General features: G+C 45.8%; 13 protein-coding genes. 6 read left to right on the forward strand and 7 right to left on the reverse strand.

Annotation, left to right across the window (positions count from 1 at the left end; genetic code table 11):
• Positions 1-29 precede the first annotated feature (29 nt).
• The 5 genes from ACQKD4_RS05905 (at position 30) to ACQKD4_RS05925 (ending at position 6,763) form a co-directional block, all read left to right on the forward strand.
• A complete protein-coding gene (locus tag ACQKD4_RS05905) occupies positions 30-1,136 on the forward strand; it encodes an exonuclease SbcCD subunit D (RefSeq protein ID WP_427372729.1) in 1,107 nt (368 codons plus the stop codon).
• Positions 1,133-4,141: an AAA family ATPase gene (locus ACQKD4_RS05910; RefSeq protein WP_427372730.1), complete on the forward strand. Its 3,009-nt coding sequence runs from the start codon at positions 1,133-1,135 to the stop codon at positions 4,139-4,141. The genes ACQKD4_RS05905 and ACQKD4_RS05910 overlap by 4 nt, the downstream gene beginning before the upstream one ends.
• A 5-nt stretch (positions 4,142-4,146) precedes the next feature.
• Complete coding sequence (locus ACQKD4_RS05915) at positions 4,147-4,929, forward strand: aminoglycoside N(3)-acetyltransferase (RefSeq protein ID WP_427372731.1); 783 nt, start codon at positions 4,147-4,149, stop codon at positions 4,927-4,929.
• 28 nt (positions 4,930-4,957) lie between these two features.
• The gene (locus tag ACQKD4_RS05920) at positions 4,958-5,845 is read left to right on the forward strand and encodes an alpha/beta hydrolase (protein ID WP_427372732.1); all 888 of its coding nucleotides are present in this window, start codon (positions 4,958-4,960) and stop codon (positions 5,843-5,845) included.
• Positions 5,846-5,914: 69 nt separating this feature from the next.
• Entirely contained in the window at positions 5,915-6,763 is an 849-nt protein-coding gene (locus ACQKD4_RS05925) for a sulfite exporter TauE/SafE family protein (protein ID WP_214692647.1), read from the forward strand.
• 22 nt (positions 6,764-6,785) lie between these two features.
• Here ACQKD4_RS05925 and ACQKD4_RS05930 read toward each other — a convergent pair whose 3' ends face one another.
• From ACQKD4_RS05930 to ACQKD4_RS05960, 7 genes are all read right to left on the reverse strand, one after another.
• On the reverse strand, positions 6,786-6,983 hold the full coding sequence (locus ACQKD4_RS05930; protein WP_214692645.1) for a hypothetical protein: 198 nt from the start codon (positions 6,981-6,983) through the stop codon (positions 6,786-6,788).
• Between the two features lie 63 nt (positions 6,984-7,046).
• Positions 7,047-7,577 carry a biotin transporter BioY gene (locus ACQKD4_RS05935; RefSeq protein WP_214692643.1) on the reverse strand — a complete coding sequence of 177 codons (531 nt, stop codon included), beginning with the start codon at positions 7,575-7,577 and terminating at the stop codon, positions 7,047-7,049.
• A gap of 132 nt (positions 7,578-7,709) precedes the next feature.
• Positions 7,710-9,095, reverse strand: a complete 1,386-nt coding sequence (argH, locus tag ACQKD4_RS05940) for an argininosuccinate lyase (protein WP_427372733.1) — start codon at positions 9,093-9,095, stop codon at positions 7,710-7,712.
• Complete coding sequence (locus tag ACQKD4_RS05945; protein WP_339962847.1) at positions 9,088-10,302, reverse strand: argininosuccinate synthase; 1,215 nt, start codon at positions 10,300-10,302, stop codon at positions 9,088-9,090. The genes argH and ACQKD4_RS05945 overlap by 8 nt, the downstream gene beginning before the upstream one ends.
• A gap of 126 nt (positions 10,303-10,428) precedes the next feature.
• Positions 10,429-11,571: a CapA family protein gene (locus ACQKD4_RS05950; protein ID WP_427372734.1), complete on the reverse strand. Its 1,143-nt coding sequence runs from the start codon at positions 11,569-11,571 to the stop codon at positions 10,429-10,431.
• Between the two features lie 112 nt (positions 11,572-11,683).
• Complete coding sequence (putP, locus tag ACQKD4_RS05955; protein WP_427372735.1) at positions 11,684-13,171, reverse strand: sodium/proline symporter PutP; 1,488 nt, start codon at positions 13,169-13,171, stop codon at positions 11,684-11,686.
• 120 nt (positions 13,172-13,291) lie between these two features.
• Complete coding sequence (locus ACQKD4_RS05960) at positions 13,292-13,849, reverse strand: DNA-3-methyladenine glycosylase I (protein ID WP_427372736.1); 558 nt, start codon at positions 13,847-13,849, stop codon at positions 13,292-13,294.
• Between the two features lie 95 nt (positions 13,850-13,944).
• Between ACQKD4_RS05960 and ACQKD4_RS05965 the strand changes: the two genes are divergently transcribed.
• Positions 13,945-14,568, forward strand: coding sequence for a DedA family protein (locus tag ACQKD4_RS05965; RefSeq protein ID WP_427372737.1), 624 nt, complete (start codon positions 13,945-13,947; stop codon positions 14,566-14,568).
• Positions 14,569-14,603 lie beyond the last annotated feature (35 nt).

The following is a 14,603-nucleotide window of genomic DNA, read 5'->3' on the forward strand; positions in this document are numbered from 1 at the left end:
GCTAGAATAAGAAAGAGAGGTGATACGTGATGAAATGGATTCACACGGCCGATTGGCATCTAGGTAAGATTGTCCATGGTCGTCATATGACAGAAGATCAACGAAATATTTTATTCCATTCGTTTTTACAAATCATCGATGAGGAAAAACCAGATGCGGTCATCATCGCTGGGGATTTGTATGACCGGGCCGTACCACCCGTCGAGGCTGTCGATTTACTCGATGAGATGTGGCGAGAATTGGTGTTGAAGCGAGAAATCCCGGTCGTCGCCATCGCGGGAAATCATGACTCAGCGGAGCGTCTCGAATATAGTTCAAAATTGTTGAGACAAGTAGGACTACATATCATCGGTAAATTAAACCCGGATGCTGGTCCGCTTGAAGTAGCCGGGATTCCGTTTTACCCAATCCCATTTCTTGAGCCGGCTCGTGTTCGGCACATATTAGGGAACGAAACAATTCGCACGCACCATGACGCGTTGGAGGCCGTCATTGAAGCATACGGAACCATTGAGAAGAATGCGGTCTCAGTGGGCCATAGTTTTGTCGCAGGAGGACTTGAGACCGATTCGGAGCGTCAGTTATCGGTCGGTACCGCCGGACAGGTCGCGAAAGGGCTATATGACCCGTTCTCATACACGGCTCTTGGACATCTACATAATCGTGATGCAATCCATTCAGAACGGATTGCATACAGTGGTTCTCTCATGAAATATTCTTTCTCTGAGGTCAATCATGAGAAATCGGTAGATATTTTGGAGTGGGACGGACACTGGAAACGTAGACATCGAACGTTGACGCCAGAACGGGACATGAGACAGATCACAGGAACGTTGGATGAGTTACTCGCACCTTCGTTTTATCAACAGCAACAAACCGATGATTATTTGAAAATTGTGTTGACCGATGACAAAGCACTTTTTGATCCGATGGCAAAGCTTCGGACTGTTTATCCGAACATTCTTCATCTTGAACTGGAACTGTTACGACGCCAAGAACAGACGTCAACATTTGAACGGGAAACGCTCGAACGACAATCTGTCGAAGAGGTATATTTACAGTTCTTTGAAGCTGTACACGACCGAACAGCCTCGGATGCCGTCAAACAAATGATTGAAGAAGGTGATGTCAGATGAGACCAGTCGAATTGAAGATTCAAGCATTCGGACCGTATGCGGAACGAGAAACGATTGACTTCACACAATTAGTTGGACGCTCGATGTTTGTTGTGAGTGGTCGGACGGGTGCAGGGAAGACAACCATCTTTGATGCGATGACGTTCGCATTATACGGACGGGCCAGCGGGACGCTTCGCAATGCCAGTGATTTCAGAAGTCAATTCGCACAACCTGAGTTGAAGACGGAGGTCGACTTTTCGTTTACGATTCGCGGTGAACACTATCGAATCGTGAGACAACCTCAACAACCTCACCCGAAAAACAAGACACCGATCCCACATGAGGCCGTTCTTTATGAATGGGAGGATAGTTGGAAGCCAATCGCGACAAAAGTGAACGAGGTTCAAGAGGAAGTCGAGTCGATTTTACAACTTTCATATGAACAATTCAGTCAAATCTTGTTACTCCCTCAAAACCAATTTAGACAATTGCTCGATTCGAACTCAAATGAGAAACAACAAATCTTGCAATCTATTTTCAAGACGGAGGCGTATCGTGCTTTCCAGGAGAAGTGGACAGAACGTCTCAGCACATACCGGAAACAAGTTGAATGGGCAGTCGAACGAACAAGACTTAAGTTGTTAGAGCTCGAAGATGAAGCGATTGAAGAAATTTCGACGAAATCGATTGATGTGATCCATCAGTGGCTAGACGAGCGCGAACAACGTTTGATTACAACCGTTGAATCGGCAGCAGAACAGAAACAGGATCATTCGAAGAAGCTCGAACAGGCGCGTACCGAATTAGAACAAGCGAAAGCGCTTGTCAGTTTATTTCAAGAACAGCAAGAAACCATGCAAGCTCTTGATTTATTTTTAAAAGGCGAGACAGAACGAAACGAACGTCATGAGTTGTTGCGACATTTAGAGGCAGCAGCGAACATTCGTCCAGTCTATGACCGATTATTAGAAATGAAGAAACATGTTCATCAACTGACGACGGAAGAACAAGCATCTTCTAAAAAACTCGAACAATTACAACAAAAGCAATCTTCACTATCGGAGCAGAAATCTGCAATTGAAGAGAATAAACAAGAAATCTTATCCCTTCAAGAGCGACTTCGGTTAATTGATGAGATGTTACCCCGAATGAAAGAGCGGGCAGAATACGTAACATTACGTGAACAATTGATGAAGCGTGCGACGGAATTAAGCACCTTTTCCAAAGAGGGTCGGCTCCAAGAACTTCAAACCCACGAACAACAATTATTGAAAACATTGTCGATTGAACCTGAAGAACGTGCAGTTGATGCGGAGCGATATGTCGACCGATTGATGTATTTGGTCAAGCTTGAGACAAAAGTGAATGAGTTATCAAATCAACTCGTCACTTGTGAGCGGTCCGGAAAAGAAGTGCAGCGACTGCATGCCATCCAGCAAGAAGTAATGACAAAGTACAAACAACAAGAACAAATGAATGCGGCAAGACAACTGAGTGAAACCCTTGAAGAAGGTGAGCCTTGCCCGGTGTGCGGCTCTCGTCACCATGATGTCCCACAGTTCGAAGATTTGCTTGAATCTATGGATGAAGAAGTGGAGGCGAAGGCACGTCTTGAGGAATTGACGACTCAATTGATTGAAGCGAGATCCGATTATCGTTCGCTCCATTCTCGGCTTGAAGAGGCTCGACGAGAATTTGATGAGGTTTCGAAAGATATTCAGGTGGATGGAGTGTTATCAGAAGAAGTCAAGAAATGGCAAGCGCATGTGGATCGCCTACAACGTGAAGAACGGACGCGTCTCGAGAATGAACGAACGCTTCGCCAACTCACCGGTGAAATGCGACAACTTGAAGAAGAGCGACGTAACCAATTTGAAGAGCGTCAACGTGTCCTCACAGAACTTGAAGCGATACAACAAAAACTGAATGCGCTCGGTCAAACAGAGGAAACAACGTTAGAACAATTACAGACCGAGCGGACAGACCGACAACATCGTCTCAACATACTTACGAAAAAAATTGAAGCGTTCGACCATGACTTTGAAATCGTCAAAAAGGAAACGTGGAAAGAAGAAGAGCGGCTCACTTTAATGCGGCAACAGCTTTCTGAGACGATGGAGCAATACGATTCACAAAAGACGACCTGGAATAAGCAATTAGAAGTCGCTCAGTTGAACCAGGAGCGGTACGAACAACTAGCTGATCGAATTGATCAGCGAACGAATATCCGTGAGAACTTACAACGTGAAGAAGAGGAAGGCGTCCGGTTACGACACCGCATCCAGATGATTGAGGGGAAATTAGGAAATGTAGCACAACCAGACCTTCAGTCGATTGAAACGAAGGTGAACGAAGCCAAGGAATTATACGAGCGAGCATCAGAACATCTCATCACCTCACAAGAAGCCTTGTCTAGACACCGTCAAATCATCTCCGAGTGGGATACGCTTCGTAAGGACACAGCACGTGAAGAACAGAAGTTAGAAACCATCAAGTTGATTGCAGAAACCGGAAAGGGCGTCAATCCGCAAAAGATGACGTTTGAAACATATGTACAAACGGCGTTCTTCGACCAGATTTTACATGCGGCGAACATTCATTTGGACCAGATGACGAGCGGTCAGTTTCGACTAGAGCGAAAAGTGGAGACAGCAAAAGGCAATGCTAAGTCCGGACTTGAACTTCTCGTATTCGATGCGTACACCGGTCAATCACGCCGTGTGCAAAACCTTTCCGGAGGGGAAGGTTTTAAAGCGTCTCTCTCACTCGCGCTTGGTCTAGCAGAAGTGGTGCAACAGTTGAGCGGGGGTGTGAGTCTTGAAACGATGCTCATCGATGAAGGATTCGGGACGCTTGATGCCGAATCTTTAGACCAGGCAATCGAATTATTGATGTCGCTACAGGCGACAGGTCGACTTGTCGGGGTCATCAGTCATGTCCAAGAATTGAAAGATCGCGTCGATGCCCGAATCGAAGTGAAAAAATCTAGAAGCGGGTCAACGATCCAGCTGATTGTGGAGTGATCGAAATGAAACAGATGGTGACGAAGTCAAGTCTCATCAATCATTTGAAAGAAGCAGGAATTCAACGAGGAGAGTCTTTATTTGTTCATACCTCGCTTTCAAAACTCGGATGGGTATGTGGTGGTGCGCAGACAGTCATCGAGGCACTGCAAGAAGTGGTGGGACCATCAGGACTTCTCATGATGGCGACACAAACCGGAGACAATTCAGATCCGGCTGAATGGGAAGCACCGCCTGTTCCGGTTGAGTGGTGGCAGACGATTCGTGCCGAAATGCCACCTTATGAAAAAGAAAAGACATCAACCCGTGGGATGGGGCGTGTCCCGGAACTGTTCCGGAACTATCCGAACGTTTATCGAAGCGCACATCCGATGTGGTCAGTCGCCGCATGGGGTGAAGAGGCACAAACAATTGTGTCTGGTCATTCGATTGACGTCGGCTTCGGTCCAGGTTCACCAATCGAACGAATGATTGAACGAAATGCACGTGTTCTTCATCTCGGGTCGCCACTTGATGCAACGACACTTTGGCACTATGCGGAGTATGGGATTGATGGTCCGACAAAAATGTTCGGTTGTGCTGTAATCGAACAAGGCGAACGCGTGTGGCGAACGTTTGAACATACAGATGTGAATAGTGATCCATTTGGTGCAATCGGCGAAAATATCGTCAAACAGAAAGATGTCCATACGTTTACCATTAATGATGCGAAGTGCTATTTGATTCCAGCTAATACATGGGAGCCAGTGCAACATGCGCTCATCGCACTTCGAAGCTGGTTAAGATAATGAATGTAGAATCGAGGGGAAGAAATAGATGAATCGTTGGATGAAACTATTGAGTATTGCGATTCTAGTCATCTTACTGGTGGCCGGATTGGCAATCGGTGGGATCTCGGCACATATCGGTGACCAATTAACATCACCTGAGCGAGAGACGTTGACGTACACGCCGAAGTCACTTGGATTGAAGTATGAGAACGTGACCATTCAATCAGAAGAAGGGCATGACTTGTATGGGTGGTGGATTCCCCATCCTACGCCACGTGCGACAATCGTATTTGCTCATGGGTATGGAAAGAACCGAGAACAGGAGGATCTCCCGTTAAAAGAGTTGATTCCCGAGTTTCATGAGCAAGGATATCAATTTTTAACGTTCGATTTTCGTGGATCTGGGATTTCAGAAGGAGACCGGGTAACGGTCGGCGCGAAAGAACAATCGGACTTACAAGCAGCCATCCAATATGCAAAAGGTCGATCAGAGGGTCCAATCGTACTTTACGGAATTTCTATGGGAGCAGCGACGGCCCTCTCTACGGCAGATGATGTCGAAGTAGCCGCAGTCATCGCAGACAGTCCGTTCAGTGATTTACGGAACTACCTTGAGACAAATCTCCCCGTATGGAGTGATCTCCCGAACGTTCCATTCACACCCGTCATCATGACAGTGACCCCTTGGTTCACTGGACTGGATGCGGAGGTTGTTTCACCGATTCAAGATATCAAATCAATCGAAGCACCGATTTTATTGATTCATAGTAAAGGTGACGATGCGATTCCTGTCTCAGAAAGTGAAAAGCTTGCAAGCGCGCAGGATGGTGTCGAACTATGGGTGACGGAAAACGATGGTCATGTCGGATCGTATCAATCATTCCAGACTGAATACCGTCAAAAGATTTTCGATTTTCTAGAACGATCATTGTGAGCAAAGGGGCGCAATTGGCGCCCCTTTTTGATATGATTGCAAACGAGAACAATGAAAGAAGGGTGCAAAATGGACTTATTACAACTATTACAGTTTCTCTTGCTCGGTACATTGATCGGGATATTGAGCGGCTTCTTCGGAATCGGTGGTGGCATCTTGCTCACGCCACTCCTCCTTGTTTTCGGTTATGAAGCAAGTGCGGCAATCGCACTTAGTCTCATGTTGACGCTCGGTTCGACGACGGCAGGGACAATCTCGCACATTCGTTTACGAAACGTAAACGTGTCACACGCGTTATGGATTGGTGTGTTCGGGATTGTCGGGACTTGGATTGCCACTCCGCTCGTCTTTTTCTTAGAAGGGGTGGACGGCGCGACACTGATCATCTCACTCGTCTACATTGCGTTACTTACGTACTTTGCGATTTCATTCTTCCGGTCGAAACAGCATGTCGAAGGGAGTGTCGGGACAGCTTCTGTACCACGACTTGGGATCATCGGTGTCTTTGCAGGATTTATCTCTTCTTTGATGGGGGTAAGTGGGGGGTTCGTATTGACGCCGCTCCAAGTCAAGCTACTGAACACTGAAATGAAGCGAGCGGTCGGAACGAGTATTTCAGCAGCTCTCCTCATCGTAATATCAGGCGTGATCAGTTATGCCGTGGCAGGTGCTGAAACGAATTACTGGCATGGACTCGCATTAATCGCAGGTGCGATGATTGGATCTCCGTTCGGAGCCAAACAGTTACAGCGTTTCAGTTCACAACATGTCAAAAAAGCATTAGGTGGCTTCTATGTCACGGTCGCATTTAGTGTGGCGCTCAATTTAGTCGGATGGAATACAGCTTCACTTATACTTCTCGTCACACTAGCACTTCTCTTTATCATCACGCTCATCATTCGACCACGCAAAAAATAAAACCCCGTCTTTGGACGGGGTTTTAACGTCTGGCGATATGGTCAATGTTTTCTTGAATCTCTCCAACTTTCGCTTTTGCTTCGCGGAGTCTGCGCTCAAATGCTTCTGTGTCACGTTTCTCATGAGACGACTTGTCAACTCCTTGACGTTGCCCTTTGTCAGAGCGTTGATAAAAGTGGGTCGCTTTTTGTAAGCGTTTTTTAAACGTCGAGTCGCTCATAGGGACACCCCCTTCCATACTTCATTTATTCCACATATGGAAACGGGCGAAACGTTCGAACGTTTAAGAAGCGAGGGAACGACGAATTTGAACGTTCTGAGAAATTTTCACAGCTAAGATCGCAGCAAGTACGGCTTTGAGTGAATCTCCAAGAATAAACGGGATATTCACCTTGAGCGCATCAATGAACGACATACCGAGAACGATCTCGAGCCCGATGCTTCCAAGTAGGTATACAAGCCCCAAACCGAATAACAAGTTGTAGCCAATCAATGCTGGGATGGAGCGATGCCGTTCACTGAACCAGCCAATGAAGAAAGCGGCGATTGGAAATCCAATTAAATATCCGACGGTTGGTCCAACGAAGGGAGCAAGACCTCCTTGACCACTCAGTACGGGAAGTCCGATTAAGCCGAGTAGGAGGTAGACGATGACTGCCAAAAATCCTTTTCGTGCACCGAATACGCCGGCGATTGTCATGATGGCCAGTGTTTGAAGAGTGATCGGAACGGGTCCGATCGGTATTTCGATGAAACCGACACTTGCGATAAGTGCTGCCCCGAAGGCAATTTGAGTCATATCTTGAATCTTCATATGTAAACCCCTTTTCAGTTAACGTTAACAATATAAAAGTTAACATGAGATTAAAAAGTTGGCAAGTCATTTCTTAAGTCTAGGTCAACAAGAAAAAACCTCGTCTCAGCAATCATACTGAGACAAGGGTCATTAAGAAGGTATGACATTCATACATTCCGAAGCTTCTTTCAACTGTTCGCGAACGGCATCGAAGCCTGTACCGCCATAACTATTGCGACGCGCGACCGCTTGTTCAGGGGTCAAAGCGTGATACACGTCCTCTTCAATCAAGTCAGAATGTGTTTGGAACACAGACAATGGAAGCTCACGTAAATATAAGCGTTCATCGACGCAATATTTGACGAGTTTCCCAGTTACTTCATGCGCTTCACGGAACGGCATGCCTTTAGCTGTCAAATAATCAGCAAATTCAGTGGCGTTTGAAAAGTCGCGCTCTGTTGCTTGCTTCATCGTGTCTGGATGGAACGTCAATTCGTTCATCATCCCGGCCATGATGCTGAGTGAGCCTTGAACAGTCTTAACCGTGTCAAACATGCCTTCTTTATCCTCTTGCAAATCTTTATTATAAGCGAGCGGAAGTCCTTTCATAAGTGTCAACAATCCCATCAAGTTTCCGATGACGCGTCCCGATTTCCCACGTACGAGTTCAGCCATATCTGGGTTTTTCTTCTGTGGCATCATACTCGATCCGGTAGAGAATGTATCGGACACAGTAATGAAGCGGTATTCTTCACTAGCCCAAAGAATCAACTCCTCACAAAAGCGCGAGAGGTGCATCATAAGCATCGACGCGTTCGATAAGAATTCGAGAATGAAATCGCGATCGCTCACTGCGTCTAAGCTGTTCGGATAGACTCGGTCAAAGCCGAGAAGTTCAGCTGAACGGGCTCGGTCAATCGGGAACGTCGTCCCTGCGAGCGCACCGGCTCCAAGTGGAGACCAGTCAATTCGCTTCAAACTGTCTGTGAAGCGTTCTTTGTCGCGTTCGAGCATCCAAAAATAGGCGAGCAAATGATGTGCCAAAGAGATTGGCTGTGCACGTTGGAGATGCGTATAGCCAGGCATGATCGTCTCTACGTTTACTGAAGCGTGTGCATGCAACTCACGTTGAAGTGATTCAATCAATTGAATCACTTCTTTCACACGTGCTTTCAAGTAAAGATGCATGTCTGTCGCAACTTGATCGTTACGACTACGTGCCGTATGCATTTTTCCGGCAACCGGTCCAATTTCTTCATGAAGCAATGCCTCTAAATTCATATGGATGTCTTCATGATACACTTCGAACGCCAATTCGCCAGCGATAGCCTTCTGCTTAAGTTTTTGTAATCCCTCAAGAATTTGAGTGACTTCCTCTTTTGAGAGGATATTTCGATCTCCGAGCATCGTCACATGTGCCATGCTACCTTCTAAATCTTCAAGGACGAGTTGAGCGTCGAACTCAATCGAGGCGCCGAACGCATCGACCCAATCACTGGCCGTCTTTTCAAAACGTCCTCCCCATAATTTACTCATGAATGAACGCTCCTTTTTCCATCAATACCTCTGACTGAACTTTTGTCGGCAAGCCCCAAAGCTTGATAAATCCGACAGCGGCTTGTTGATCAAACGTGTCCGCCGAAGTATATGTCGCAAGCTCCTCATCATATAGTGAAATCGGTGACTTACGACCGTCTACGATTGCTTGACCTTTGAAGAGTTTCATCCGAACTGTACCTGTGACAGTCTGTTGTGTCTCATCGATGAATGCGAGTAGTGCTTTTGTGAGAGGTGAATACCACAGTCCGTTATAAATCGTTTCAGTCAATTTTTGTTCGACGATTGGTTTGAAATGAGCCACTTCACGTACGAGTGTCAATGCCTCAAGGGCCTTATGGGCCGTGATCAGCGTCATCGCACCAGGAGCCTCATATACTTCACGTGATTTGATGCCGACGACACGGTTCTCAATGTGGTCGATTTTCCCGACTCCATGCGCTCCGGCGACGATATTCAGCTCCTTTAAAATATCTGTGAACGATTGGTTCTTCCCATTGATGGCTACCGGTACACCGTTCTTAAATTCGATTTCAAGATATGTCGGTTCATGAGGTGTATCTTCAAGCGCTGCTGTTAACTCATAAGCACTTTCCGGCGGTGCCGCCCAAGGGTCTTCTAAAATGCCACATTCAATCGCCCGTCCCCAAATGTTTTGATCAATAGAGAAAGGTTCTTCTTGAACGATTGGAATTGGGATATTGTGTTTTGCTGCGTATGCAATCTCCTCTTCACGAGACCATTTCCATTCCCGTACCGGTGCAACAATTTCAAGTGACGGATCGAGTGCATGGATGGACACTTCGAAGCGGACTTGGTCGTTTCCTTTTCCTGTACAGCCGTGGGCCACAGCGACTGCACCTTCTGCTTGTGCCACTTCGACCAACTTTTTCGAGATGAGTGGGCGTGATAGAGCAGATACGAGTGGATATACACCTTCATACAGCGTATGCGCCTGCATCGAGTAGCGTGCGAAGTCGGTCACGAATTCATCGACCGCGTCGATAACGATTGATTTTTTTGCCCCGACTTTCATTGCTTTTTGTTGAATTTTTTCTAAGTCCTTTCCTTCCCCGACGTTTAAACATACCGCGATGACATCATATCCTTGTTCATCCAACCATTTAATTGCAACCGAAGTATCAAGTCCGCCTGAGTAAGCCAATACGAGTTTCTGTTTCAAAATGTAAGCACCCCTTATGAATAATTATTAATCTATGTTTATAAATATACGACTTAGTGTAAGGGATAATATCCGATGTGGCAACCTTTTTTTGAAAATAAAAATGACCACGAAAGATATTCGTGGTCATCATTGTTCGATTGTAAGCTCTGGTAACCATTGCGACATATGTTCGCTGACAGGAGAGAAGAGCTCGGGTTTTGCTGATTGTAACGGGACGATTTCATAATGTCCTTCTGATGATTTCTGTGTAAATGTTGGATAAAACATCGGATTTTTCAATTCGAACGTTGAAACATCGTCTTCGGTCGTTTTGACAACGTCAATTCCGATGATCCCACCCGTATTCCGATCATCGCCTTGTTGTCCAGATAGGAAGTTACCGAGTGAATACACGACGAATGTTTGATTGCCATCAGCTCCCTCAAGCATCTTCGGTGGTTGTAGGACGTGTGGGTGGTGACCGATGATGATATCGACACCGAGGTCTGAAAGAGTTTGAGCAAGCTCAGTCTGACTTTCGTTCGGTAACGTTTCATATTCTGTTCCAAAATGTAAGGATACGACGGTCAAATCGGTAGTTTGTTCTGCTTTCTCGATTTCAGGGCGCATTTGCTCGAGGTCGATATAGTTGACGTGGTATGGCTGTTTTGGAATTACGCCGTTCGTTCCGTACGTATAGGCTAAAAAGGAAAAGGAAATCTCGTTCGCGGTCAATGTACGGATGTTTGCCTTATCTTCAGCAGATAAGAAGGAACCGGTGTAAGGCATTCCGATTTCATTCCAGTGACCAATCGAATTCTCAATCGCACGAACCCCGCGATCTAGCGTATGATTGTTCGCCGTCGTGACTAAATCAATCCCGGCACGTTGCAAAGCATCGCCAATCTCAAATGGGCTGTTAAAAGCCGGATAGCTCGACAACCCAATTTCGCTCCCGCCAATCATACTCTCTTGGTTAGCGATTGCGATATCCGCTCGTTCTAAAATCGGCGCGACTTGTTCAAAAGAAGTGTCAAAATCATATCCGTCATTGACACGGGCTGCGCTGTATACCGAATCGTGTAGCAATACATCACCAATAGCATAGATGGATGCCGTCGTGACGGTTGGCTCAGGTTCGGAAGGGGGCTCTTCTACAGGTGTCTCGACGATTAGCTCTTCGGTTTCAACTGGGGGTTCTTGATTAGTTGATGAAGATTGACCACAACCGAATAACAGAATCAGGCTTGTAGCGAATGTGAGATGAGAGATGGTTTTAAAGGGTTTCATCAAAAATCTCCTTTTCAAAATGGAATTAATCTCAATATATATAGTATTCGTTAAAAATCTATAAAACTCCTTGTACATAAAAATGGCAGGTCAAGAAGACCTGCCAAGAAGATTATTTAATATGTTCTTTCACCATGTCACGCATTTGGTCGAATTCACGTTGAATGACCTCACTTGGCGGAGGCGTCATCAAACTAACGACATAAATGGCGAGTGCAGACAAGAAGAATGCTGGAATCATCTCATAGAGTGTTCCGAACGTTCCAAATAGTGAAGCAGCATAGTTCTTCCAAAGGATGACGACAAATGCACCAGTCAACATCCCGGCAAGAGCGCCTTGACGAGTCGTCCGTTTCCAGAAAAGACTAAATAGAATGAGCGGTCCAAACGATGAACCGAATCCTGCCCAAGCATAGCCGACAAGGTTCAAGATTGTGTCATCTGCATCGAGCGCAAGGACAATTGATACGACCGATACGAGAATAACTGTGATTCGCCCGACCATGACGAGTTCGCGGTCTCCTGCGTCCTTTCGGAAGAATTTTTGGTAAAAGTCTGTTGTCGCGGCACTCGATGAGACGAGCAATTGTGATGAAATCGTCGACATGATGGCAGCGAGTAAAGCCGCTAATAATACACCTGTGACTAAATCAGGGAACAATAGATCCGATAAGTTAATAAAAATATTTTCAGGATTATCGATTGTCAGTCCTTGTTGCGTGTAATAGGCAAGTCCAAACAATCCGGTCGCCATCGCCCCGACGACGGTGAAAACCATCCATGAAATTCCGATACGACGTGCCGTTTTTATGTCTTCTAATTTCCCGATTGCCATAAAACGAACAATGATATGGGGTTGGCCAAAATAGCCGAGTCCCCATGCAAATAAAGAAATGATTCCAATGAGCGATTGACCCGTCCATGGGTCGAGTAACGCTTCATCGATGTCCCGAACCGTGTCTAATGCGTTCGACACACCATCTGTCGCCATGATGGCGATTGCCGGTACAAAAATGAGTGCGAAAAGCATGATGAGTCCTTGAACAAAATCTGTCCAGCTAACGGCTAGAAATCCACCGATGAACGTATACAAAATGATGATTGAGGCGAGAATAATGACTCCCGTTACGAATTCGATGTCGAAGACGGCATTGAATAGTCGACCACCTGCAACGAACCCGCTCGTCGCATACAACGTGAAAAAGATGAGGGTGACGGCCGCAGAAAAGGAACGTAACAACCCTTTTGAGTCTTTGAACCGCTTCTCAAAAAAGTCTGGAATCGTGATCGCATCATCCGATATGTAAGAATAAATGCGTAATCTTGGAGCGACCAACAACCAGTTTAAATAGGCGCCAATTGTCAACCCGATGACAATCCAACCGCTTGAGATTCCCGTTGCATACATCGCGCCAGGTAAGCCCATCAAGAGCCATCCACTCATGTCAGACGCGCCGGCCGATAAGGCTGCAACGCCGGGACCAAGTGCTCGTCCACCTAACATATAATCGCCAATACTACTTGTTCTTCGATACGCGATGATCCCAAGTAAGACCATCAGTGCCATGTAAACGACAATGGACACTAAAATTCCGTTCATCAACATCCCCCCGAAAGATAAATAAAATGAAAACGCTTTCAGTGATAGAGTATCACTTTGTCAAAATATTGTCACAACAATAGGGGAGATGTAAAGATTTTTTTGATAGCTGGTCTTAACTTATCGAAATGCACAAGAGGTAAGATGGTCATTGACGAGACCGGTTGCTTGTAAGTGGGCATATACCGTGGTCGGACCTAAAAATTTGAATCCACGTCGTTTTAAGTCTTTACTCAATCGCTCAGACAATTCTGTCGTAGCGGGGACCTCGTCAAGTCTATCCCATGCATTGATGATGGTTTCGTTGTCTACAAATGACCAGATATATGAATCGAATGAACCCAACTCTTCTTGTATCTTTATGAACTGTTTCGCGTTATTAATGGATGCTTCGATTTTTCGTCGGTTCCGGACGATGCCACTGTCAGTCATCAATCTTTCGATATCTTCTTCAGAAAAACGTGCTACTTCGTTTACATCGAAATTCGCATACGCAGAGCGATAGTTTTCACGCTTTCTTAAAATCGTGATCCAGCTGAGTCCAGCCTGTGCACTCTCAAGCGTCAGGCATTCAAAATGTTTTTGGTCATCATGGACAGGTTTGCCCCATTCCTCGTCATGATAACGGACATATAGCGGATCAGACCCGCACCACGGACAACGAAATAATTCTTCCAACTCAATCAACTCCTCTTTTTTCATAAGTGTAGCATGTCTCAACGGTTATCGATTAGAAAGGATGGGTATAATGTGTGGGAATGGAGGCATCAATAATGAGTGATTGGATGATTTCGATTATTGAACAGTACGGATACATAGGAATTGCGTTCATGATCTTCATTGAGAACGTTTTTCCGCCAATCCCTTCTGAAGTCGTATTACTCTTTGGTGGTTTTTTTGCCGTAAAGACGAACTTGTCCACCACGCTCGTCATCGTGGCATCGACAGTTGGAGCCATACTAGGAGCAGTCTTATTATACGGACTAGGTCTGTTATTTGATGTTGAGCAAATTGAGAAGTGGACGAAGAAATATGGGAAGTGGATACGTCTTGATATTCAAGACGTCAAAAAGGCAGATGCCTGGTTCGATCGGTACGGAGGGTGGATGGTATTCTTTGGCCGATTGATGCCGGTCGTTCGAAGCCTCATTTCAATTCCAGCAGGTATGTCGAATATGCCATTCTTAAAATTTTTGCTTCTCAGCACTGCTGGAACAGCGATTTGGAACACAATCTTGGTCTTGGTCGGAATGAAGGTCGGTGAGAACTGGCAAGATATACTTGCCTATCTAGATGCCTATTCTTATACAATTTACGCTCTGTTGCTGATTGGTATGATTGGGTACCTCTTCTGGCGAAAAAAACGACATGCTAAAAAGGCAGTAAAGAATGAATGAGAGGATAAAACAGGCGGACCGAAAATTCGGTTCGC

This window comes from Exiguobacterium sp. NPDC077395 (genome assembly GCF_050269125.1).
In the GTDB taxonomy this organism is placed as follows: Bacteria; Bacillota; Bacilli; order Exiguobacteriales; family Exiguobacteriaceae; genus Exiguobacterium; species Exiguobacterium aestuarii_A.